Below are 21,471 nucleotides of genomic sequence, written 5' to 3' on the forward strand. Positions count from 1 at the left end.
GTGGTGAAGCGGAAACGCGCAGCTCAGCGTGTTGCCGGCGAGTCGTGTCGCAAGGAGGCGGCAGCGTCAGTCGGCGTTCGGCCAGGGGGCGGAACCGACCACCACGCCGTACAGGGTGTGGTCGACCAGGAGGGCTGCCTGCTCGCTGAGCACGCGGCGGTTGCGGCCGATGCCGAGCTTCGGTGCGGCGACCGCCTCGAAGACCGCCCAGAAGACGAAGCCGTACGCCGGTCCGACCCACGCCCGACGCCGTACCCGCCGGGGAAGCAGGCCGAAGAACGCGCCGCCGCCCGCGCCGACCGCCCAGTGGATGAGCTCCACCAGCGCCGGTCGCCGGTTCACCGGCACCCGGTTGAACAGGGCCGGCACGGTCTGCTTCAGCAACTGCTCCGGTGGGGTCTGCTGGACCAGGCCGAACGAGGTGGTCGCCTGCCGTACGCCGGACATCGCCATCGCGCCGATCGCGCCCCGGGCCGCCGCCCGCCCGGTGCTGGCCACCAGCTTCCGAACCCGTCGCCTGCCGTCCACCGGGCCTCCCTCGCACGGGCGCCGTCCGGCCCCGGCCGGAGCTACCCGCCCCGCGCCGGCACAAACCTCGGCGGCTCCGGACGCGTCGACGGGCGGGGTTTCGTGGGGCCGGCACCGGGCAGACAGGCGGCATGCCGGATGACACCGGGCGCACGGGCGGCGGGCCGCGGGAGCGGACGGACAGCGCCGCCAGCGTCACCGTCTACGAGAACGGTCCGCTGCTGGTCCGGGGCGAGTTCCTCCTGCGTACGGCGCTGGGTGAAACGGTGGACCCCGGTCGGGACACGATCGCGCTCTGCCGGTGCGGCAAGTCGTCGCTCAAACCGTTCTGCGACGGTACGCACAAGGCGATCGGTTTCCGGGCTGGCGCCGACCCCGATCCCCGTCCCGGCGGGGATGCGGAAGGGTCAGTGGACGGGTCGGCGGGTGTTCTGTAACCACCGCTGACTGTGCGCGGCGGTCCGGATCCGGCGCCCGGCGTACGGGATGCCGCCGCGACCGAACCGCAGTCCCAGCGCCGCCCAACTGCACACCGCCCGCTCCAGCACCCAGAGCGGCGCCAGCAGCGAGCCGCGGACCGGGAAGACGTCCCGCCCGCCGGACCTGCGGCGGCCCGACTCGGCCAGCGCCATCACCGCGGCGACCGCCACCGGCAGCAGCCGCCGGTCGAGCCGGCCCAGCGCGACCGCCGCCGGCAGCACGGCAAGGAACGTCAGCATCCGGGGCGGCATGGCCAGGTCGTCGTAGGCCTGGCGTACTCGCTGGGACCAGAACCGGCGCGCGGTCGGCGGCAGGCGGCGGACGTACAGGTCCGGGGGGCAGGACTCGACGCCACCGAAGCCGCGTACGGTCCGGAGCAGTTCCAGGTTCTCGAACAGCACGTCCCCGTCGTAGCCGCCCATCGCCAGCACGGTCGAGCGGCGCAACCCGAAGGTGCCCGGATAGTCGTCACCGACCGCGCGGTTGAGCAGCGTACGGCCGGTGTCCCAGCAGGCGTGCCAGGGCAGCGGGTCGAAGTAGTTCTGCGGGCGTACCAGGTCGGCGTCGGCGAGCAGCCGGCACACCGTTCGGAGGCTGTCGTCGTCGTAGCGGACGTCGTCGTCGGCGACGACCATCCGTTCGTGCCGGGCCAGCCGGATCCCGGTCAGCACCCCGTTGACCTTCCCGTTGCGGTAACGCAGTGCCGGGTCCGGGGCGAGGTGCCGGACCAGGGCGGGCCAGCAGGCGGCGTGCCGGTCGAACAGTTCCGGCGGTGAGCCGTCGACCACGGTCACCGCCACCCGCTCGGACAGCCAGCGCAGGTATTCGGTCAGTTCCGCGCAGCCGTCGTCGTCGGACCAGCGCAGCGGCAGGACGTACTCCACCGGCAGCCGCCCGGTGCCGACGTCAGCCGGTCGCGTGGTGGGCGGCCCGCCGGCAGCCGGTCGCGCGGTGGTCAATGCCCCGCCGCCAGCGGCAGCCGCAACGACGACCGGTCGGCCGCCCAACACTCCAGCACGTGTTCGGCGACCAGTCCGTCGAGCTTCAGGCAGCACGCGGCACCGAACACCACGTCGGCCGCACGCGCGGGTTCGGTGAGCGCGAATGAACCGCACAGGTCGTACGCGGCGATCTGCTCGTGCACCGCGTCGGCCTCGACGTGTTCGTCGTAGAAGCGGGTGGCGGTGGGTGTGCCGCCGAGCCGGCGCAGGGCGTCGCCGTACCGGCGGTTCGGCAGCGAGGAGGTCATCTCGAACGCGGCGAGGTGACCGAGCAGCGCGCCACGCCAGCGCCGGTGCAGGCCGAACAGGGAGATGAGGTTGTTGGCGGCCAGTGTGACCGCCGGCACCGAGTCGACGTACGCGCCGTAGCCGGTGTCCAGGCCCAGCCAGTTCATCGTGTCGCGGAACAGCTCGGCGTGCATCCGCGGCAACTGGCCGCGTCCGTACTCGTCCATCTGGATCTCGACCAGCGCGGCCTTTGCCGGACCGCCGAGCCGGGGGATGCCCCAGGTGTGCGGGTCGGCCTCCTTGAGGTGGTACACCGAACGCTGGGTGACGAACTCGCGGAACCGGTCCAGGTCCGTCTCCCGGTGCAGCGCGGCCGCGAGTGACGGGCCGTCGTCGGCCGCCACCAGCGCGGTCAGCGTTTCGGGTACGGCACCCGGCTCGACCGCCGGCAGCGGTCCGACCGCACGGCGCAGCGCCGCCTCGAACCGGCGTTCCGCCGCCGCCCGTACGGCGAGCAGCGACGGATCCCACTCCCACCGTTCGTCGACGCCGTCGAAGCCCCGGTAGTGCAGCTCGTAACAGACGAAGAGGAACAGTTGCAGATCCTCGTCCGAAAGCGGCTCGGTGTGGGGGTCGGTGCGACCGGCGTCGGGCCACCAGTGGTCGGCGTCGCCCGGTAACCCGCCGACGATCCCGGTCAGCGCTTCGACCAGCATCGCCGAGGCCGGTCCCCGGGCGGTGGGTAGTCTCATCCGCTCCCCTACGGTGGCGGGCCCACCTGCGGTGACGGCCCCCGACGGCGACAAAAGCCGGTGGTTCCCACCGCGCACCGGGTCAAACCCGGGGGAGACGGAGCGCCGCCGCTCAGTCGACCGGGCGACGCACGGTGTAGATGCGCAGGTTGCCGTAGGTGGTGGCGGTCACCAGGTCCCACCCCTCGCTCGACCAGGCGGTGAGCAGGGCGACCGGGTGGATACCGCCGAGTTGGTGCGTCTTGCCGTTCGAGTCGACCCACTCCCGCACCACCGCCGGACCGTGAAGCGCGCATTGGGAGACAATTTCGGCATACTCGTAGCGAGACATGATCCGATGATGTGACCGCGCGACGACCCCGGCCATCAGCCGACCAGCCGATCCGCAGTGCCGCCGCTCACTGGTCGTGCGGTCCCGTAGCAGGGGTCGTTCGGTGCGAGGTCCGTACACGAGGGTGCCGTCGTGCCAGACGGCCGGTGGGGAGCGGCTGCGGGCGTACCGGTGGCGGATATTTTTTCCGGGCCCGGATCGGCCGCCGACGGGCCGTCCGTGATGCCGACCTCGCGCGATTGCCTTTAATAGCAACCATTTCCCGGATAGGAACCGAGTCTGCGGATTCCTCACCTGCGGAAACGGAAGTTATCTACTGTGGAGAAGACTCCGACTTTTTGTGCGAAAAGGTAGCGCTCCAGTTACTTTCCGGTGCACAGTTATCACATGAGCGACAGCGGAAGTGGTGAGCGGTACTACTGGTGCCTTCGACACCACCGGGTCGAGACGGATGCCGACGTGTGTGCGGCGCGCTACGTCCTCGGTCCGTACGCCTCGGCACACGACGCGGAGCACGCGCTGGAGAAGGTCCGGCAACGCAACGAGGAGTGGGACGCCGAGGACGCCCGTTGGGCCGGGGAGGAGAGGTAGCGGCGTGGCGCAGAGCCCGCGTCGTCGAAGTACTCCGCGGTCTCCACAAGGAGACCCCCGAGAGCATGTCCCGCAAGGAGGACCCAGATGGCCGAAGCAGTAAAGGCCACCAGCCGCCCGGCTGCCAAACGTACCGGCGCGAAGACCACGTCGGCCCGTAAGACCACCGGCGCGAAGAAGACCACGGCCGCACGCAAGAGCACCGGCGTGGCCAAGAAGACGTCGCCGGCCCGAGCGACCGGGGCCCGCACGGCGGCCACCCGGGCGAGCGCGACCCGGCCCGCGGCGGCCAAGAAGGCACCGGCCAAGAAGGCTCCGGCGAAGAAGGCCGCGGCCAAGACGACAACGGCCAGGAAGACCGTTGCGTCGAAGGCCGCGACCGCCCGGAAGAAGGCGACCTCGGCGGCGACCCGAGCCGCCAGCGCGGTGAAGAAGACCGCGGCGAAGAAGGCACCCGCGAAGCGGGCGACACCGGCCAAGTCCACGCCGGCCAGGTCGACCGCTACCCGGTCGACGGCGACGAAGTCCGCGGTGAAGAAGACCGTGGGAGCGAAGAAGACCACGGCGAAGAAGGCTCCGGCGAAGAAGGCCACCGCGACCCGGTCGACCGCGCCAGGCACCCGCGCGACCGCGAAGAAGGCACCGGCCAGGAAGGCCACCACCGCGAAGTCGACCACCTCGCGCGCGGCCACCGGCGCCCGCAAGACCACCGTTGGCGCGGCCAAGAAGGCTCCCGCCAAGTCGACGGGCACGCGTACGGCGACCGCCACGCGTACGCCCGCGAAGAAGATCACCGCGCGCAAGGCGCCGGCCAAGAAGGTCGCCGCGCGTCAGGCGCCGGCGAAGAAGTCGACCCGGGCGACCGTACGCAAGGCGGCCGGCTGACAAACCGGTGCCGGGCGCTCCGGCGTGTTCTCGCGTCGCGCTGATAAGAATGACCCGTGGTGATCAGACGCGTAGTTGCGCCCCGCATCGACTTCAGCGCGTTGCGCCGCGAACTGGAACTGCCCACGCGGTTCCCGGTCGCGGCGCAACGCGAGGCCGACGAGGTGGCGGCCGCCCCACCCGGGCCGGCTGCCGACCGGACCGACATCCCGTTCGTCACCATCGACCCGGCCAGCTCACGCGACCTGGACCAGGCGATGTGCCTGACCCGGCGCCCCGGCGGCGGCTACCGGGTGCACTACGCGATCGCCGACGTGGCCGCACACGTCCGCCCCGGCGGTGAACTCGAGGCGGAGACCTGGCGGCGCGGCCAGACCATCTACCTGCCCGACGGCAACATCCCGCTGCACCCGCCGACGCTCAGTGAGGGCGCGGCGAGCCTGCTGCCTGACGTCGACCGGGCGGCGGTCGTCTGGACCATCGACCTCGCCGCCGACGGCGAAACCGTCGCGGTCGGCCTCGAACGCGCACGGGTACGCAGCCGCGCCAAGCTCGACTACGTCGGCGTGCAGGCCGACGCGGACGCGGGCCGGCTGGCCGAACCGATCGCCCTGCTCCCCGAACTCGGCAAACTGCTGATCGCCCGCGGCCTGGACCGGGGTGCGATCAACCTGCCGCTGCCGGAGCAGGACGTCGAGCCGGAGGACGGCGGCTGGCGGCTGGTGCTGCGCGCCCCCGTGCCGATGGAGGACTACAACGCGCAGATCTCCCTGCTGACCGGGATGGCCGCCGGGGACCTGATGCTCGCCGGAGGCGTGGGCCTGCTGCGTACGATGCCGACGCCGAAGCCGGAGGCGGTGGCCCGACTGCGTACGGCCGCGGACGTGCTCGGCATCGAGTGGCCGGACGGCGCGAGCGTCGGGCAGGTGCTCGCCACCATCGACCCGGCGCAGCCCAGAGCCGCCGCGTTCCTCGACCACGCCGCCGAGCTGATGCGCGGCGCCGGCTACACCGCGTTCGACGGTGAACCGCCCGCCGACCCCCGGCACGGCGCGGTGGGTGCGGCGTACGCGCACGTGACCGCGCCGCTGCGCCGGCTCGCCGACCGCTACGCCACCGAGGTGTGCCTGGCCCTGCACGCCGGTACGGCGGTGCCCGACTGGGCCCGTGAGGCGCTGCCGCAACTGCCTGCGGTGATGACCGGCACCGACCGGGTGGCCTCGGCCGCGACCCGCGCCACGGTGGAGCTGACCGAGGCGGTGCTGCTCGAACACCGGGTGGGGGAGACCTTCGAGGCCGCGGTCCTCGACGTCGACCGCGTACCCGCGCCGTCTGCGACCACAGCCGCCGCCGCGCCGGTGCAGGTGGGACGGCAGTCGGGTAAGCCGACCCGGCGACCGGGCGGGACCGTCGCGCTCGACGAGCCACCGGTACGGGCCCGCTGCGAGGGCGACCTGCCCCTGGGCGAGCGGGTACGCGTACGCCTGGTCACCGCCGACCCGGTCGCCCGCAAGGTCCTCTTCGCCCTGGACTGACCGCACCAGCCGGAGCGACAGTGCCAGCCGGAGCGACAGCGCCAGCCGGAACGACTGCGCCGGTGGCGACGACCGCGCCGGCTGGCCGGGTGGGCGGTTTGGCAGGATGCGGGTATGGCATACGAGGCGAGCGAACTGCCCGACGTTTCGGGGCTCACCGTCGGCATCATCGGCGGCACCGGCGACCAGGGGCGGGGGCTGGCCTACCGGTTCGCCCGCGCCGGGCAGCGGGTCCTGATCGGCTCCCGGTCGGCGGAGCGGGCGGCACAGTCGGCGAAGGAGATCGCCGCGCTGCCCGGGGTGCCCGCGGACGCCGACCTGACCGGTGTCGACAACAACACCGTCTGCGTCGAGTCCGACGTGGTGGTCATCGCGGTGCCGTGGGACGGGCACCACGACACCGTCGCCGCGCTCCGCGAACCCCTGGTCGGCAAGATCGTTATCGACTGCGTCAACCCGCTCGGTTTCGATAAGCAGGGCCCGTACGCGCTGCGGGTGGAAGAGGGCAGCGCGGTGCAGCAGGCCGCCGCCCTGCTGCCGGAGTCGCGGGTCTGCGCCGCGTTCAACCACGTCAGTGCGCCGCTGCTGGCCGACCCGGAGATCGAGCGGATCGAGCTGGACGTGCTGATCTGCACCGAGGAGCGGGAACTGGTCGGCATCGTCGGCGCGCTCGCCGCCCGGATCCCCGGCATGCGGGGCATCTACGCCGGCCGGCTGCGCAACGCCCACCAGGTCGAGGCGTTCACCGCGAACCTGATCGCGATCAACAAGCGGTACCGGTCGCACGCCGGTATCCGGGTCACGGACGTCTGAGCCGTCCGCCGGGGGTGTGCACGGCCGCACACCCCCGGACGGTACGGGTCAGAACGTGTGCTCGGCGCTCGGGAAACCGCCGTCGCGTACCTCGGCGGCGAACTGCCGGGTGGCGTCGGTGAGCACCCCGGACAGGTCGGCGTAACGCTTGACGAACCGGGGCGCCTTGCCCGTACGCAGACCGGCCATGTCCTGCCAGACCAGCACCTGGGCGTCGGTGTCCGGGCCGGCGCCGATGCCGATCGTCGGAATTCCCACCTCCGCGGTGACCCGCTTGGCGACCTCGCCCGGCACCATTTCCAGCACCACCGAGAACGCGCCCGCCTCGGCCACCGCGCGGGCGTCGGCCAACACCTCGTCGGCCGCGTCGCCGCGCCCCTGCACCCGGTAGCCGCCGATGGTGTGCTCGCTCTGCGGGGTGAAACCGACGTGTCCCATCACCGGGATGCCAGCGGTGGTCAGCGCCTCGATCTGGGCGGCGACCCGACGGCCGCCCTCCAGCTTCACCGCGTGGCAGCCGCCCTCCTTCATGAACCGCACCGCCGTACGCAGTGCCTGGGTCGGCCCCTCCTCGTACGAGCCGAACGGCAGGTCGGCGACGACGAGTGCGTACCGGGTGGCCCGTACCACCGCCCGGACCAGCGGCAGCAACTCGTCCACGGTCACCGGCACGGTGGTCTCGTAGCCGAACACGTTGTTCGCCGCCGAGTCGCCGACCAGCAACACCGGGATGCCGGCCTGGTCGAAGATCGACGCGGTGTACTGGTCGTACGAGGTGAGCATCGCCCACCGGTCGCCGCGCTCGCGGGCGACGGCCAGATCACGGGTACGGATCCGCCGGCTCGCCGGTCCGCCGTACAGCGCGGTCACCTCGGGTTCCGCCGGTTCGGTCCCTGGCGTCGCGGGCTTGTTTCCCTGCTCGGACATGACGACTCCTTTCACCTCGAGGCCGCGCTCGCGGTCCCCGGGTCCACGTCGATCGTCGCACCGTGACGCCGGACTCGGTCAGAGTGCAGTGGAGGATTTCACACCGCTCGGGCGATTTCAGCCGCGCTCCCGCCACCGGTTGGTGATCGGCAGCCGGCGGTCCCGGCCGAACGCCTTGATGGTGATTTTCGTGCCGGGTGCCGACTGGCGGCGCTTGTACTCGGCGGTATCCACCATTCGCAGCACCCGGTCGAGAATTGCCGGGTCGTGCCCGGCCGCGACGAGGTCCTCCCGGCCCCGGTCGCCGTCGACATAACCGACCAGGATCGGATCGAGGACCGAATAGTCGGGCAGCGAGTCGCTGTCGAGCTGCCCTGGGCTCAGTTCCGCGCTCGGCGGTTTCTGGATCGAGTTCTCCGGGATCGGCGGCTGTTCGCCGCGCGCGACCGCGTCCGCGTTGCGCCAGTTCGCCAACTGCCAGACCAGCGACTTCCACACGTCCTTGAGCGGGTTGTAACCGCCGACCGAGTCGCCGTAGAGGGTGGAGTAGCCGACCGCCAGCTCACTCTTGTTGCCGGTGGTGAGGACGAGGTGCCCCTCCTGGTTCGACAGCGCCATCAGGATCACCCCGCGTACGCGGGCCTGGAGGTTCTCCACCGCCAGCCCGGACAGCGACATGTTGGCCAGGAACCCGTCGACCATCGGCTGGATCGGCTCCACCCGGTAGTCGAGCCCGGTCCGCTTGGCCAGGTCGGCGGCGTCGTCGCGGGAGTGCCCGGAGGAGTGCTGGCTGGGCAGGGACACCCCGACCACCCGGTCCGGGCCGAGCGCGTCGACCGCGATCGTGGCGACCACCGCCGAGTCGATGCCGCCGGAGAGCCCGAGCACGATCGACGGGAAACCGTTCTTGTTGACGTAGTCGCGCAGCCCCAGCACCAGCGCCGACCAGACCTCGGCCTCGTCGGCGACCCGTTCGGCGATGCCGCCCTCGGCCGGTGGTGCGGCGGGGGCGGGCAGGGCGTCGCTGACCGCCACCCGGGCGATCCGCATCGTGGTCCGCCCGTCGCCCGCGGTGTACCTGGTTCCGGCGGCCACCTCGTCGGTGGTCCCGGTGGCCGTGACGACCTCGTCGGTGGCCCGTTCGGCGGTCGCCGCCGGCAGGTCCAGGTCGTGTACGAGCAGGTGCTCGACGAACTGCGGGGCGCGGGTCAGCAGGGTGCCGTCGGCGGCGACGACCATCGAGTCACCGTCGAAGACCAGTTCGTCCTGGCCGCCGACCATGTTGACGTACGCGACCGTGGCGCCCGCCTCGGCGGCCCGGCGCCGGACCAGCGGCAGCCGTACGTCGTCCTTGTTCCGCTCGTACGGCGAGCCGTTGATGTTGACGACCAGGCCGACCCCGGCCCGGCGGGCGACCGCGAACGGCCCTCCGGCCTGCCACAGGTCCTCGCAGATGGTGAGCCCGACGTCGATCCCGCCGACCCGGACCACGGTCAGCGTGTCCCCGGGTACGAAGTAGCGGTCCTCGTCGAAGACGCCGTAGTTGGGCAGGTGGTGCTTGAAGTAGGTGGCGGCCACCGTCCCGCCGTGCAGTACGGCGAGCGCGTTGCGCGGGCCGCGGGTGCGGTGCGGGCCGGTGCCGGAGGTGGCCGGGCCACCGTCGGCGGTTTCGCCGCCTGCGGTCGACCCGTCGGGGGTCTGCCCGAACTCGTCGGAGTCGAGGTAACCGAGCAGCACCGGTACGGCACCGAGGCCGTCGGCCTGGAGGTCGGCGGCGAGCTGGCGTAGGGCGGACCGGGAGGCGGTCACGAACGACTTGCGGAACACCAGGTCCTCGACCGGGTAGCCGGTCAGCATCATCTCCGGGAAGACGACGAGCTGCGCACCGGCGGTCACGGCGGCATGGCTGGTCCGGCGGACCGTCTCGGCGTTGCCGGTCAGGTCTCCGACGGTGGGGTTCACCTGGGCGAGAGCGAGGCGCAGGGTGGGCATGTCCTCATCTTGCCGCGCCACGGTCCGCTCCGCTCCCGCCGGGGGTGTAAAGCAAGGACTGGTGGTCGGCCGTGGTGGGTTTCGCGCGCAGGGGTGCTGGAAAGGGCTTGTCCTCGTATCTTTGGGATGGAAGGCCATGAACGGGACAGTCACCGTCCCGGCGTACCGCGCGCGACGGAGATCACGTAACGTCGGCGTAACGAGGTCGGGTAAGACTGGTCCGCTAGGTCGGGGGTCGGCTGGCCAGGTCAAGCAGGAGTGTCACGAGGGGTTGAAGTGGACCGTCAGCAGGAGTTTGTGCTCCGCACCCTGGAAGAGCGCGACATCCGGTTCGTCCGGTTGTGGTTCACCGACGTACTCGGCACGCTGAAGAGCGTCTCGGTCGCGCCGGCCGAACTGGAAGCGGCCTTCGAGGAGGGCATCGGCTTCGACGGTTCCGCCATCGAGGGCTTCGCCCGGGTCTTCGAATCCGACATGGTCGCCATGCCCGATCCGACCACTTTCCAGGTGTTCCCGTTCGAGGGCGGGGTCAGCGGCGAGAGCGCCCGGATGTTCTGCGACATCCTGCTGCCCGACGGCACCCCCTCCTGGGCCGACCCGCGCCACGTCCTGCGCCGCGCGCTGTCCCGGGCCGCCGAGAAGGGCTTTACCTTCTACACCCACCCCGAGATCGAGTTCTTCCTGCTGGAGAACGGCCCCAACGACGGCTCGGTGCCGGTCCCGGTCGATGCCGGCGGCTACTTCGAGCACACCACGCACGCCATCGCCCGCGACTTCCGCCGCCAGGCGGTGCTGTCGCTGGAGCGGATCGGCATCTCGGTCGAGTTCAGCCACCACGAGGTCGCCCCCGGCCAGCAGGAGATAGACCTCCGCTACGCCGACGCGCTCACCACCGCCGACAACATCATGACCTTCCGGCACGTGATCAAAGAGGTGGCGCTCTCCACCGGGGTCCAGGCCAGCTTCATGCCGAAGCCCTTCACCGACCAGCCGGGCAGCGGCATGCACACCCATCTGTCCCTGTTCGAGGGCGAGCGCAACGCCTTCCACGACGGCGGCGACCCGTCGAAGCTCTCCAAGGTCGCCCGCGCGTTCATCGCCGGGCTGCTGGTGCACGCCCGGGAATACACCGCGGTCACCAACCAGTGGGTCAACTCGTACAAGCGGCTCTTCCCGCAGGCACTGCCGGACCGGATCACCGAATCCCCGGCGTACGTCTGCTGGGGTCACCTGAACCGGTCGGCGCTGGTCCGGGTGCCGGCGTACGGCAAGCCGAACTCGGCCCGGGTGGAGGTTCGGTCGCTGGACTCGGCGACCAACCCGTACCTCGCCTTCGCGGTGCTGCTCGGCGCCGGCCTCAAGGGCATCGAGGAGGGCTACGAGCTGCCGCCGGGCGCCGAGGACGACGTCTGGTCGCTGTCCAACGCCGAGCGCAAGGCGATGGGGTACGAGGCGCTGCCGGAGAACCTCTCCGAGGCGATCGACGTGATGGCCGGCTCGGAACTGGTCGCCGAGGTGCTCGGTGAGCACGTCTTCGACTTCTTCCTGCGCAACAAGCGGGCCGAGTGGGAGCAGTACCGCCGCGAGGTCACCCCGTACGAGCGTCAGCGCTACCTCGGCGCCCTCTGAACCGAAGCGTCCATCGGCTGGTCCCGGCACATTGCGGGGCCAGCCGATTTTCGTGCGCACCGAGGCGGTGCCCGGCGGCAGGCATAAGTCCGAAATGGACGGTGCCGCGCGGTGCCGTGCGGCCAGCTCGTGAAGGTCCCGTGAAGATATGGAGCCGTCGATGTGGCGACGCGGGCGAGCGACGTGGGAATCAGCCGAATGGCGGACGCAGCGATGTCGATCGTCGCGGATTATTAAGCGGCTGTCGCCGGCCCGAAAACCCTTCGCGGCTGTCGATCACGTGACCTACTGTCCTTCGAGGACAGTTGTCTAGCAACGGGGAGAACAATTTATGGAACGTCGTGGCGTACTGCGCCGCTCCGCGGTCGTGGGGGTTGCCCTCACCACCGTGACGACCATGCTCTTCGCCGCCACCGGCGGAGCCGCGATGGCCGATCCGGCCAAGCCCACCGATCCGATCCGGGGAGTGGCGCCCGCCGCACCCCTCGGTGTGGTGAAGGACCGATACATCGTCGTGCTGAAGGACGGCAAGGCGAGCGCCGCCCAGACGCAGGCCACCGCCGCGACGCTCACCCGGGCGAACGGCGGGACGGTGCGTCGGGTCTACACCGCCGCAATCCGTGGCTACTCCGCGCAGATGACCGAGGCGCAGGCCAAGCAGGTCGCGAAGAATTCCGACGTCAAGTTGGTCGAGCCGGTCCGCCGTTACTCGAAGAGTGGCACCCAGACCAACCCGCCGTCGTGGGGGCTGGACCGGGTCGACCAGGTCACGCCGGTGCAGGACCGTTCGTACACCTACCCGACGTCGACGAGCAACGTCACCGCGTACGTCCTCGACACCGGTGTCTGGATGACCAACCCCGAGTTCGCCGGTCGGATCCAGTCCGGGCACGACTTCATCGACGACGACAGCGACGCGACCGACTGCCACGGCCACGGTACGCACGTGGCGGGCACCGTCGGCGGCACCACGTACGGCGTCGCCAAGAACGTGAACCTGGTGGCCGTGCGGGTGCTCGACTGCGCCGGCTGGGGGACGTCCGAGGAGATCGCCGCCGGGGTCGACTGGGTGACCGCGAACGCGGTCAAGCCGGCCGTCGCGAACATGAGCCTCGGCACCGACGGGCCCGACGCGATCATCGACGCCGCGGTCCAGGCGTCGATCGCCTCCGGTGTGACCTACGCGGTCGCGGCCGGCAACGAGGGCAGGAACGCCTGCACGCCGTCGCCGGCCCGGGTGCCCGCGGCGATTACCGTGGGAGCGACCGACCACCTCGACTTCCGTGCGTTCTTCTCGAACTACGGACCGTGTGTGGACCTGTTCGCTCCGGGCGTCCAAATCCGCTCGGCCGCGCTCGGTGCGCCCGAGGGTCTGGTCGCGAGCGGCACGTCGATGGCCTCGCCGCACGTGGCGGGCGCGGCGGCGCTGCTGCTGTCGGCGAACCCGACCTGGACGCCGCAGCAGGTACGTGACGCCATCGTCGCCGGCAGCACCTTCGGCACGGTCCAGGACCTCCAGGGCTCGCCGAACCGCCTGCTGCACGTCGGCGCGCTCGCCCCGGCACGCGCCAACGTCGGCTTCCGTGCGGTGGCCACCGGTTCGTACGTGACCCCGGGTGCCGGCGGTAGCCAGCAACTGCGGGCCTCGGCCGCCGCGCTCGTCGCGGCCGACCGGTTCGACCAGGTCGACGCCGGCAACGGGTTCGTCGCCCTGCGGTCGAAGGCCAACGGCCTGTTCGTGCAGGCCGACGCCACCGTTGGTGGCCGGCTGGTCGCCAACCGTGCCGCGATCGGCGACTGGGAGAAGTTCCAGGTCGTGCAGAGCGCCGACGGCAGCGTGAGCCTGCGGGCGAACGCCACCAGCGCCTTCGTGACGGCCGACTTCACCGTCGGCGGGGCGATGAGCGCCAACCGGCCCGCCATCGGTGCTTGGGAGAAGTTCGAGTACGTCGCACCGTTCCCGACGATCGGCATTCGGGCGGCGGTCAACGGCAAGTACGTGGTGGCGGAGAACGGCGGCGCCTCGCCGCTGATCGCCAACCGTGACACGGTCGGCCCGTGGGAGCGGTTCGAGATCTCCGACTCCGGTGACGGCACCTTCGCCCTGAAGGCCGCTGCCAACGCCAACTACGTGTCGGCGAACGCCGCCGGTGCCAGCCCGCTGCTCGCCCGCGCAACCGCGGTCTTCGAGTGGGAGAAGTTCTTCGTCCTCGGGTACCCCGCGGATGGCAGCTTCTACCTCAGCGCGATCGTCAACGGGAAGGCGGTGACGGCGCCGAACGGTGGTGCCTCGGCGCTGATCGCCAGCCGGGCCTACGACGTCGTCGACCCGGAGCCGTACCTCGGTGTCGAGCAGAGGTTCTACCTCCAGGCCGTCGCCTAGGTCTGCTGATCAGGAAGGGTCCGGCTCGCACTGGCGAGCCGGACCCTTCGTGGTTCACGAACGGGCGTTGCCGGTTACTCGGTCGGGGCGCCCGGGCCACCGCGGCCGTGGCCGCCGAACCCGTTCGGCAGGATGCCGGCGTCGAGGGCGGCCGTGATCGCGTCGGCCTGCTCCTGGGTGAGTTTGCCGTCCTTGACCGCCTGGGCCAGCCGGTCGGTGATCTTGGCCTGCCAGTCGGCCGGCCGGCCGCCCTTCTGGCCGTCCTGCGGCTTGGCGTCGGACTTGTGCTGCTCCCGTAGCTTCTCCAGCGCGGCGGTCACCTTGTCACTGGAGATGCCCAGTTCCTTGGCCAGGTCCTCGGCGAAAGCACCCGAGTGTCCGGGCCGCCCCTGTTGGTCGCCCTGGTCGCCGGGAGCCGGGGCGGCGGGATCCGGTGCGGTGGTCGAGTTCGAGGTCGACGGTGCCGGCGTGGGGTCCTCGGCGAAAGCGACGGTCGGTACGGCGATCCCCACCGCGAGTACGCCGGCAGCCGCGAGCCCGCCCAGCGCCGTCTTCCTGGAGATGGTCCTGAACATGCAAACCCCCATGATCGGTGTGTGGTGCACGACCCACCCACCGTCACGTACCGACCTGGACGAACCCCGTGCTGAACCTATGCGCAGCCTGTGAATTAGCCCTGAAACCCGAATTGTTGGTATAAAACCGGACAGTAAAAAGCCGGGAACTCAGCTCACGGCGGGCGAAACCGTCAAGGTGCCGGCGGTCGTGTCGAGCGTGGCGGGCGTACCGACGGGGACGGTGAGCTGGCCGTGGCCGTGCCCGATCGGCAGCCCGCCGAGCACCGGCACGCCCAGGTCGCCCAGGCGTTCGGCGATCACGTCCGCGACACTCACCGCCCAGTCGTCGGCGCAGTTGGTGAACTGGCCCACCGCCACCCCGGCGACCCCGTCCAGGACCCCGGTCCGGCGGAGTTGGGTGAGCATCCGATCCACCTTGTACGGCGGCTCCTCGACATCCTCGATCAACAGGATCGCCCCGGTCAGGTCCGGCATGTCGCGGGTGCCGAGCGAGGCCAGCACCAGGCACAGGTTGCCGCCGATCAGCGGGCCGGTGGCCGTACCGGGGACCAGCACCGGGGCGGTCTCCTCGGTGGGCAGCCGGGTGACCGTGGCCGGCTCGGTGGTCATCAGCGCGCGGCGCAACGACTCGGCCGAGACCGCCGGGGTGCGCTGGTCCAGCCAGGCGGCTCCCGGACCGTGCACGGTGGCGAGCCGGGCACCGCGCCAGAGCGCGAACTGCAACGCGGTGATGTCGGAGAAGCCGGCCACCACCTTCGGGTCGGCGCGTACCGCCGCCATGTCGATCGCGTCGACCATCCGCTGCGCTCCGTAACCACCACGGGTGCAGAGCACACCGCGTACGTCCGGGTCGGCGAAGGCGGCGTTCATGTCGGCGGCCCGCAGCTCGTCGGAGCCGGCCAGGTAACCCTGTCGGGCGTACGCGTTCGGTGCCAGCACCGGCCGCAGTCCCCAGCCGGTGAGCAGTTCCAGCCCCCGGGCCACCCGCTCCGGCTTGGTCGGACCGGACGGCGAGACCAGCATCACCTGGTCGCCGGGGCGCAACGCGGGCGGGCGTACGGGCGACGCCTGGGCCAGCGGGACGGCGGTCACGGGTCGGACATCGGTCATGGGGTGCCAGCCTATCCGGATCACCGTGGGCCACCGGATAGCCTCGACGTCGTGGCAACCGCTCTGGTGATCGAGAATGACCCGACGGACGACCTCCGTCGGCTGGGGGAGTGGCTGACCGAGGCCGGCCTCGACCTGCACGTGCTCCGGCCGCATGCCGGTGACGCCCTACCCGAGGACCTGTCCGGCTTCGAGGCGCTGGTGGTGCTCGGCGGGCAGCAGCAGGCGTACCCGCTGCCCGACGGCAGCCCGGACGCGCCCTGGTTCCCGCAGTTGGAGGGACTGCTGCGCAAGGCGGTCCGCTACCGGCTGCCCACCCTGGCGATCTGCCTCGGTGCGCAACTCCTGGCGACCGCGCACGCCGGCACCGTCGAGCGCAGTGAATCCGGGCCGGAGGTCGGTCCGGGTGTGGTCGGCAAGCGGGACGCCGCCGACCGCGACCCGCTGTTCATGTGGGTGCCGCTGATCCCCGACGTGCTCCAGTGGCACCACGACGAGATCACCGAGCTGCCGCGCGGCGCGGTGCTGCTCGCCGCGTCGACCCGCTACCCGAACCAGGCGTTCCGGCTCGGTGACCGGGCCTGGGGGCTCCAGTTCCACATCGAGGCCGACACCGACATGATCGCGAACTGGGCGACCGACTCGGCGACCCTGGCCGAGCTGGGCTACGACCGGGACGCCGTCATCGCCGCCGCGGACGCGGTGATGGCCGACGTGGAAGAGGCCTGGCAGCCCTTTGCCGTACGCTTCGCCGCCCTGGCCCAGGGTGAGCTCGACGTGCCGGCACCCCGGCTCGACCTGCCGCTGCTCGGGCCGCAGGAGCCGCGGTGACCAGACCGACCAGCGCGCACGGCCGGCTCGTCCGGTACGGCTTCGGCACCGCCGACGGTGACCACGGTTCCCGAGCCGCCGACCTGCTCGGGGAGACCGGACTGCGGCTCTGGGACGACGCCGCGCAGGAGCCGGTGGACGACGTCGCCGCCGACCTGATCACCGCCCTGTCCCGGGCCGCCGACGCCGACCTGGCCCTGCGCCAGTTGCACCGCCTGGTCGAGGCGGAACGGCGGGCGGCATCCCCGGACGGCGACGCGGAGTCGATGGTGCTGGGCGCCTTGGCCGTCGACCCGGGGCTGCGCCGCCGGCTGGTTGCCGTACTCGGGGCGTCGTCGGCGTTGGGTGATCACCTGGTGGCGAACCCGGACCAGTGGCGGGTGCTGGTCACCGGGGCGGACGGGCTCGCGCCACGGGCCGACGGCACGTTGTACGACGGCACCCTGCCCGGTGCCGTACTGCCGCCGCTGCCGGTGGTGGCCGCGCTGCGGCGGTCGTACCGGTTGAGTCTGCTGCGGATCGCGGCGGCCGACCTGACCGGCGGACAGGGCCTGGAGCAGACCATGTCGGCGCTCTCCGCGCTCGCCGATGCCACCCTCGGTGCCGCGTACGACATCGCGGTCGCCGAGTTGCCGCCCGGTACGACGCTGCCCCGGCTCGCCGTGGTGGCGATGGGCAAGTGCGGGGGCGGTGAACTGAACTACGTCTCCGACGTCGACGTCATCTTCGTCGCCGCGACCGACGAGGACCTGAACGCCGCGACCACCATCGCCACCCGGCTGATCCACATCTGTGGCCTGGTCGCCTGGCCGGTCGACGCCGCGCTGCGCCCGGAGGGCAACCGGGGACCGCTGGTCCGTACGCTCGCCAGCCACCTCGCCTACTACCGGCGCTGGGCCCGTACGTGGGAGTTCCAGGCGCTGTTGAAGGCCCGCCCGGCTGCCGGTGACCTCGCTCTGGCGAGTGAGTGGATCGAGCAGCTCGCGCCGCTGGTCTGGACCGCCGCGGAGCGGCCCGAGGCGGTCGAGGACGTACGGTCGATGCGGCGGCGGATCATCGACAACATCCCGGCCCGCGAGCTGGAACGCGAGATCAAGCGCGGGCCCGGCGGGCTGCGCGACATCGAGTTCGCGATCCAGTTGCTGCAACTCGTGCACGGTCGCGGCGACGAGTCGCTGCGCGCCTGCGGCACCATCCCAGCCCTGCGGGCACTGGTCGCCGGTGGTTACGTCGGCCGGGCCGACGGGGAGTCGCTGCTGCGCGGCTACCGGTTCCTGCGCGCGGTCGAACACCGGCTGCAACTACAGGCGCTGCGGCGTACGCACACCGTGCCGACCGAGCCGCAGGCGTTGCGCTGGTTGGCGCACGCGCTCGGCTACACCGCCACCCCGGAACGGGACGCGGTCGAGGCGTTCCGGGCCGAGTGGGTCACCCACGCCACCGAGGTACGCCGGCTGCACATCAAGATCTTCTACCGGCCGCTGCTGGAGGCGGTCGCCCGGGTCAACACCGACGGGCTGCGGCTGACTCCGGAGGCGGCCAAGCACCGGCTGGAGATCCTCGGCTTCGGTGACCCCACCCGGGCGTTGCAGCACCTCCAGGCGCTCACCGGCGGCGTGACCCGGACTGCCGCGATCCAGCGGACCCTGCTGCCGGTGCTGCTCCAGGAGTTCGCCGACGCCCCCGAACCGGACCGGGGGCTGCTCAACTACCGCCAGGTGTCGGACAAGCTGGGCAGCACCCCGTGGTACCTGCGGCTGCTGCGCGACGAGGGGCCGGTGGCCCGGCGGCTGGCCCGTACCCTGGCCCTGTCCCGGTATGTCGCCGACCTGCTCGCCCGTGACCCGGAGTCGCTGCGGCTGCTCGCCGACGACACCGAACTGGTTCCGCGCGACCCGGCCGTGCTGCGCGACGGCTTCCTCGCCGCCGCCAACCGGCACCTGCCCGGTAGGGGACCCCAGCCGGCCGACCCGGCCGCCGCGATCAGCGCGGTCCGGGCGCTGCGCCGCCGCGAGCTGATCCGGCTCGCCTGCGCCGACGTGCTGCACTCCGCCGGTTCGCTGGCCCCACCGTCACCGGACACCGAGGTCGCGCCGGCTCCGGCGGTGGCCGGGGAGTCCGACATCATCGCCACCGGGGCGGCGCTGAGCGCGGTCACCGACATGACCCTGGCCGCCGCGCTCCAGGTCGCCCGAGCGGCCGTACCGGAGCTGCCCGGACTGCGGTTCGCCGTGATCGGCATGGGCCGGCTCGGCGGATACGAGCAGAACTACTTCTCCGACGCCGACGTGCTGTTCGTCTACGACCCGCCGCCTGGCGTTGCCGAGAGCACGGCCAGCGCCGCCGCGCACGCCATCGCCGAGGAACTGCGCCGGCTGCTCGGCACACCGACGGCGGACCCGCCGCTCGGCGTCGACGCGGACCTGCGCCCCGAGGGCCGCCAGGGTCCACTGGTACGCAGTATCGCCGCCTACGCCCAGTACTACGCACGCTGGTCGAAGGTGTGGGAGGCGCAGGCGCTGCTGCGCGCCCGGTTCGTCTGCGGCGACGCCGACCTGGGCCGGGAGTTCGAGCTGATGGTCGACCCGGTGCGTTACCCGGAGCTGGGGCTGAACCGTGCCCAGGTGACCGAGATCCGGCGGATCAAGGCGCGGGTGGAGACCGAGCGGCTGCCCCGGGGAGCCGATCCGGCCACCCACACCAAGCTCGGCCGGGGCGGGCTCGCCGACGTCGAGTGGGCGGTGCAGCTCGTCCAGCTCCGGCACGCCGGTACGGTCCCCGAACTGCGCGGTACGCGTACGCTCGACGCGCTCGGCGCGGCCCGGGACGCCAAGCTGATCGACCCGGCCGACGCGACCGTGATGGCCGCCGGCTGGACCCTGGCCGCCCGCGTACGCAACGCGTTGATGCTGGTCCGGGGCCGGGCCGGGGACCAGTTGCCCCGGCACGGGGTGGAGTTGGCGGGCGTCGTACGGCTGCTCGGCGGCCACGATCCGGGGGAGTTCCTGGACCACTACCTGCGTACCGCGCGACGGTCGCGGGCCGCGGTCGAACGCGTACTCGATGCCTGACCGGCGCCGCCCGGCGGTGGCCGGACAGGTCCGGGCCGCCGGTGGCCGGCTCGGTTCGGCCGGTCCGGTCCCGGTGGCGGGTGTCGCCGCGCTGCTGCTGGCGGTCGCCTTCCTGCTGGCCCCGAACATGGGCACCGACCTGGCCGCGCAGGTGGCCCGGGCGAACTTCGTGGACCGGTTCGGCGCCACCCCGATCGACCTCGGCTGGTACGCCGGCATCAACCAGTTCGGCTACAGCCTGTTCACCGCTGCCCTCGGCGCCACCTTCGGCGTACGGGTGGTCGGCGCGGTCGCGGCGGTCGGCTCGGCGCTCGCCTTCGCCTGGCTGCTGGTGGTGGCCCGCGCCCGGCGCCCGGTCCTCGGTGCGCTGCTCGGTGCCGTGGTGCTGGTCGGCAACCTGGTCAGCGGCCGGATCACCTTCGCCATCGGCCTGCTGTTCGCCCTGCTCGCCCTCTGCACGGTGGCGGCTGCCGGCGGTTACGGGCGCTCGATGGCGGGCGGCGGCAGCGGCTCCCGGCGGTCGGCGCGTGTCGGTTGGCTCGTGGGAGCCGGAGTGTTGGCCGCCTTGAGCACCTGGGCCAGCCCGGTGGCGGGACTGTTTCTCGGGCTGGCCGGCGGGGCGTTGCTACTGGCCAACCTGCTGCGCCCGGTCCGTCCGGCACCGCCGCGTACGGGAGCCCGTCGTTCGGGTCGGTGGCGGTCGATCCGGTGGCGCTCAGGTGGCGGGCTGACCGGGGCGCTGGTGCTCTGTGTCGTACCGGCGGTCGCGTTGGCGCCAATGGCGCTGCTGTTCGGCAACGGCGGGGTGCAGCCGTACAGCTTCGAGTCGATGCGTACGAATGTGGTGTTGGCGCTGGTGGTGCTGGTGGTCGTGCCGCGGCGGTGGCGGGCGATCAAGGTCGGGGCCGTGTTGACCGTGGTGCTGCTGGTCGGCGCCTACTACCTGGACAGCCCGGTCGGCTCGAACGCGCTGCGGCTGTCGATGCTGTTCGCCCTGCCGGTGCTGGCTGCCTTCGCCGACCTACGGTGGCGCTGGCTGGTGCCGCTGCTGGCGCTCGCCGTCTGGTGGCAGAACCCGGTCATGGTCGCCGACCTGACCCGGGCCGGTTCGACCGAGAGCCGGGCCGCGTTCTACCGCCCGCTGGTCGACGAACTGGACCGGCGCGGCCCGATCGGCCGGGTCGAGGTGGTGCCGCTACGCGACCACTGGGAATCGACGTACGTCGCCCCGACCGTCCCCCTCGCGCGCGGCTGGGAACGCCAGGTCGACGTCGACCGCAACCCACTGTTCTACCGGGACGACCTCCCCGCCCCCGAGTACGTCGACTGGCTGCGCCACAACGCCGTGACTTACGTGGCCATCGCCCCGAACAGCCCACCCGACCTGTACGCCCGCGACGAAGCCGCCCTGGTCAAAGCCGGTCTGCCGGAACTGCGCGAGGTATGGCGCGATGCGACCTGGCGCCTGTACGCGGTGGCGGATCCGTCGCCACTGGTGGCCGCGCCCGGTCAACTGGCCGACTCGACGCAGGAGGCGGTGACCTTCACCGCCGAGGGGGCGGGTGAGGTGCTGCTGCGGGTGCACTGGTCGCGTTTCCTCGGCGTGACCGGGCCGGGCGCCTGTCTGCGGGCCACTGACGACGGGTGGACGGCCGTCCGGGTCAGCGGCGGCACCTATCGGGTCAGCAGTGACCTGATCGACTCCGGCCCGCACTGCTGACACCTGCGCTGGACAGAGCGACGCCCCCCGACGCCGGTTCGGGCGCGGGGGGTCCCATGGGTTTCGTCAAGCAGGCCGGGTCACCC

Annotated in this window: 18 protein-coding genes; 10 read left to right on the forward strand and 8 right to left on the reverse strand. The window is 71.9% G+C overall.

Annotation, left to right across the window (positions count from 1 at the left end; translation table 11 throughout):
• Positions 1–66 precede the first annotated feature (66 nt).
• Positions 67–528 (reverse strand): hypothetical protein, encoded by a 462-nt coding sequence (locus tag AB0J90_RS04535; RefSeq protein ID WP_363592088.1) that lies wholly within the window; start codon positions 526–528, stop codon positions 67–69.
• 131 nt (positions 529–659) lie between these two features.
• Here AB0J90_RS04535 and AB0J90_RS04540 point away from each other — a divergent pair, with 131 nt between their 5' ends.
• Positions 660–965: a CDGSH iron-sulfur domain-containing protein gene (locus AB0J90_RS04540; protein ID WP_363592090.1), complete on the forward strand. Its 306-nt coding sequence runs from the start codon at positions 660–662 to the stop codon at positions 963–965.
• On the opposite strand, the gene AB0J90_RS04545 is transcribed toward AB0J90_RS04540, so the two are convergent.
• The 3 genes from AB0J90_RS04545 to AB0J90_RS04555 form a co-directional block, all read right to left on the reverse strand.
• On the reverse strand, positions 936–1,967 hold the full coding sequence (locus AB0J90_RS04545) for a glycosyltransferase (RefSeq protein WP_363592092.1): 1,032 nt from the start codon (positions 1,965–1,967) through the stop codon (positions 936–938). The genes AB0J90_RS04540 and AB0J90_RS04545 overlap by 30 nt on opposite strands.
• Complete coding sequence (locus AB0J90_RS04550; protein WP_363592094.1) at positions 1,964–2,989, reverse strand: iron-containing redox enzyme family protein; 1,026 nt, start codon at positions 2,987–2,989, stop codon at positions 1,964–1,966. The genes AB0J90_RS04545 and AB0J90_RS04550 overlap by 4 nt, the downstream gene beginning before the upstream one ends.
• 112 nt (positions 2,990–3,101) lie before the next feature.
• Positions 3,102–3,263, reverse strand: coding sequence for a hypothetical protein (locus AB0J90_RS04555; RefSeq protein ID WP_363592096.1), 162 nt, complete (start codon positions 3,261–3,263; stop codon positions 3,102–3,104).
• Positions 3,264–3,707: 444 nt separating this feature from the next.
• On the opposite strand from AB0J90_RS04555, the gene AB0J90_RS04560 reads away from it, so the two are divergent.
• The 4 genes from AB0J90_RS04560 to npdG all read left to right on the forward strand — a co-directional run bounded on the left by AB0J90_RS04560 (position 3,708) and on the right by npdG (position 7,144).
• Positions 3,708–3,911 carry a hypothetical protein gene (locus AB0J90_RS04560; RefSeq protein WP_363592098.1) on the forward strand — a complete coding sequence of 68 codons (204 nt, stop codon included), beginning with the start codon at positions 3,708–3,710 and terminating at the stop codon, positions 3,909–3,911.
• An 87-nt stretch (positions 3,912–3,998) separates the two neighbouring features.
• The gene (locus AB0J90_RS04565; RefSeq protein ID WP_363592100.1) at positions 3,999–4,796 is read left to right on the forward strand and encodes a histone; all 798 of its coding nucleotides are present in this window, start codon (positions 3,999–4,001) and stop codon (positions 4,794–4,796) included.
• A 56-nt stretch (positions 4,797–4,852) separates the two neighbouring features.
• Positions 4,853–6,331 carry an RNB domain-containing ribonuclease gene (locus AB0J90_RS04570; protein ID WP_363592102.1) on the forward strand — a complete coding sequence of 493 codons (1,479 nt, stop codon included), beginning with the start codon at positions 4,853–4,855 and terminating at the stop codon, positions 6,329–6,331.
• A gap of 114 nt (positions 6,332–6,445) precedes the next feature.
• Positions 6,446–7,144: an NADPH-dependent F420 reductase gene (gene npdG / locus AB0J90_RS04575; protein WP_363592104.1), complete on the forward strand. Its 699-nt coding sequence runs from the start codon at positions 6,446–6,448 to the stop codon at positions 7,142–7,144.
• A gap of 48 nt (positions 7,145–7,192) precedes the next feature.
• On the opposite strand, the gene panB is transcribed toward npdG, so the two are convergent.
• Positions 7,193–8,071, reverse strand: a complete 879-nt coding sequence (panB, locus tag AB0J90_RS04580) for a 3-methyl-2-oxobutanoate hydroxymethyltransferase (protein WP_363592106.1) — start codon at positions 8,069–8,071, stop codon at positions 7,193–7,195.
• A gap of 117 nt (positions 8,072–8,188) precedes the next feature.
• Complete coding sequence (locus AB0J90_RS04585; protein ID WP_363592191.1) at positions 8,189–10,063, reverse strand: NAD+ synthase; 1,875 nt, start codon at positions 10,061–10,063, stop codon at positions 8,189–8,191.
• Positions 10,064–10,339: 276 nt separating this feature from the next.
• Here AB0J90_RS04585 and glnA point away from each other — a divergent pair, with 276 nt between their 5' ends.
• Both glnA and AB0J90_RS04595 read left to right on the forward strand, forming a co-directional pair.
• Positions 10,340–11,692, forward strand: coding sequence for a type I glutamate--ammonia ligase (gene glnA / locus AB0J90_RS04590; RefSeq protein WP_326556599.1), 1,353 nt, complete (start codon positions 10,340–10,342; stop codon positions 11,690–11,692).
• A gap of 331 nt (positions 11,693–12,023) precedes the next feature.
• Positions 12,024–14,075 carry a S8 family serine peptidase gene (locus tag AB0J90_RS04595; RefSeq protein WP_363592108.1) on the forward strand — a complete coding sequence of 684 codons (2,052 nt, stop codon included), beginning with the start codon at positions 12,024–12,026 and terminating at the stop codon, positions 14,073–14,075.
• A 74-nt stretch (positions 14,076–14,149) separates the two neighbouring features.
• Here AB0J90_RS04595 and AB0J90_RS04600 read toward each other — a convergent pair whose 3' ends face one another.
• Complete coding sequence (locus AB0J90_RS04600; protein WP_363592110.1) at positions 14,150–14,650, reverse strand: hypothetical protein; 501 nt, start codon at positions 14,648–14,650, stop codon at positions 14,150–14,152.
• 150 nt (positions 14,651–14,800) lie between these two features.
• The gene (locus AB0J90_RS04605; RefSeq protein WP_363592111.1) at positions 14,801–15,763 is read right to left on the reverse strand and encodes an LD-carboxypeptidase; all 963 of its coding nucleotides are present in this window, start codon (positions 15,761–15,763) and stop codon (positions 14,801–14,803) included.
• A 51-nt stretch (positions 15,764–15,814) separates the two neighbouring features.
• Here AB0J90_RS04605 and AB0J90_RS04610 point away from each other — a divergent pair, with 51 nt between their 5' ends.
• From AB0J90_RS04610 to AB0J90_RS04620, 3 genes are read left to right on the forward strand one after another with little or no spacing between them, the layout of a single operon-like run.
• Complete coding sequence (locus AB0J90_RS04610; RefSeq protein WP_363592113.1) at positions 15,815–16,594, forward strand: type 1 glutamine amidotransferase; 780 nt, start codon at positions 15,815–15,817, stop codon at positions 16,592–16,594.
• The gene (locus AB0J90_RS04615; RefSeq protein ID WP_363592115.1) at positions 16,591–19,665 is read left to right on the forward strand and encodes a bifunctional [glutamine synthetase] adenylyltransferase/[glutamine synthetase]-adenylyl-L-tyrosine phosphorylase; all 3,075 of its coding nucleotides are present in this window, start codon (positions 16,591–16,593) and stop codon (positions 19,663–19,665) included. The genes AB0J90_RS04610 and AB0J90_RS04615 overlap by 4 nt, the downstream gene beginning before the upstream one ends.
• Positions 19,658–21,385 carry a hypothetical protein gene (locus tag AB0J90_RS04620; RefSeq protein ID WP_363592117.1) on the forward strand — a complete coding sequence of 576 codons (1,728 nt, stop codon included), beginning with the start codon at positions 19,658–19,660 and terminating at the stop codon, positions 21,383–21,385. Before AB0J90_RS04615 ends, AB0J90_RS04620 begins: the two co-directional genes overlap by 8 nt.
• The last annotated feature ends 86 nt before the right edge of the window (positions 21,386–21,471 follow it).

Origin of the sequence: Micromonospora sp. NPDC049523, from assembly GCF_040676775.1 — a bacterium.
Lineage (GTDB): Bacteria > Actinomycetota > Actinomycetes > Mycobacteriales > Micromonosporaceae > Micromonospora_G.

Excerpts from the sequence above, each read along its gene's own strand:
- AB0J90_RS04540 (WP_363592090.1), top strand. The coding sequence starts at position 660 with ATGCCGGATGACACCGGGCGCACGGGCGGCGGGCCGCGGGAGCGGACG.
- AB0J90_RS04550 (WP_363592094.1), bottom strand. The coding sequence starts at position 2,989 with ATGAGACTACCCACCGCCCGGGGACCGGCCTCGGCGATGCTGGTCGAA.
- AB0J90_RS04560 (WP_363592098.1), top strand. The coding sequence starts at position 3,708 with ATGAGCGACAGCGGAAGTGGTGAGCGGTACTACTGGTGCCTTCGACAC.
- AB0J90_RS04565 (WP_363592100.1), top strand. The coding sequence starts at position 3,999 with ATGGCCGAAGCAGTAAAGGCCACCAGCCGCCCGGCTGCCAAACGTACC.
- npdG (WP_363592104.1), top strand. The coding sequence starts at position 6,446 with ATGGCATACGAGGCGAGCGAACTGCCCGACGTTTCGGGGCTCACCGTC.
- panB (WP_363592106.1), bottom strand. The coding sequence starts at position 8,071 with ATGTCCGAGCAGGGAAACAAGCCCGCGACGCCAGGGACCGAACCGGCG.
- AB0J90_RS04585 (WP_363592191.1), bottom strand. The coding sequence starts at position 10,063 with ATGCCCACCCTGCGCCTCGCTCTCGCCCAGGTGAACCCCACCGTCGGA.
- AB0J90_RS04595 (WP_363592108.1), top strand. The coding sequence starts at position 12,024 with ATGGAACGTCGTGGCGTACTGCGCCGCTCCGCGGTCGTGGGGGTTGCC.
- AB0J90_RS04600 (WP_363592110.1), bottom strand. The coding sequence starts at position 14,650 with ATGTTCAGGACCATCTCCAGGAAGACGGCGCTGGGCGGGCTCGCGGCT.
- AB0J90_RS04605 (WP_363592111.1), bottom strand. The coding sequence starts at position 15,763 with ATGACCGATGTCCGACCCGTGACCGCCGTCCCGCTGGCCCAGGCGTCG.
- AB0J90_RS04620 (WP_363592117.1), top strand. The coding sequence starts at position 19,658 with ATGCCTGACCGGCGCCGCCCGGCGGTGGCCGGACAGGTCCGGGCCGCC.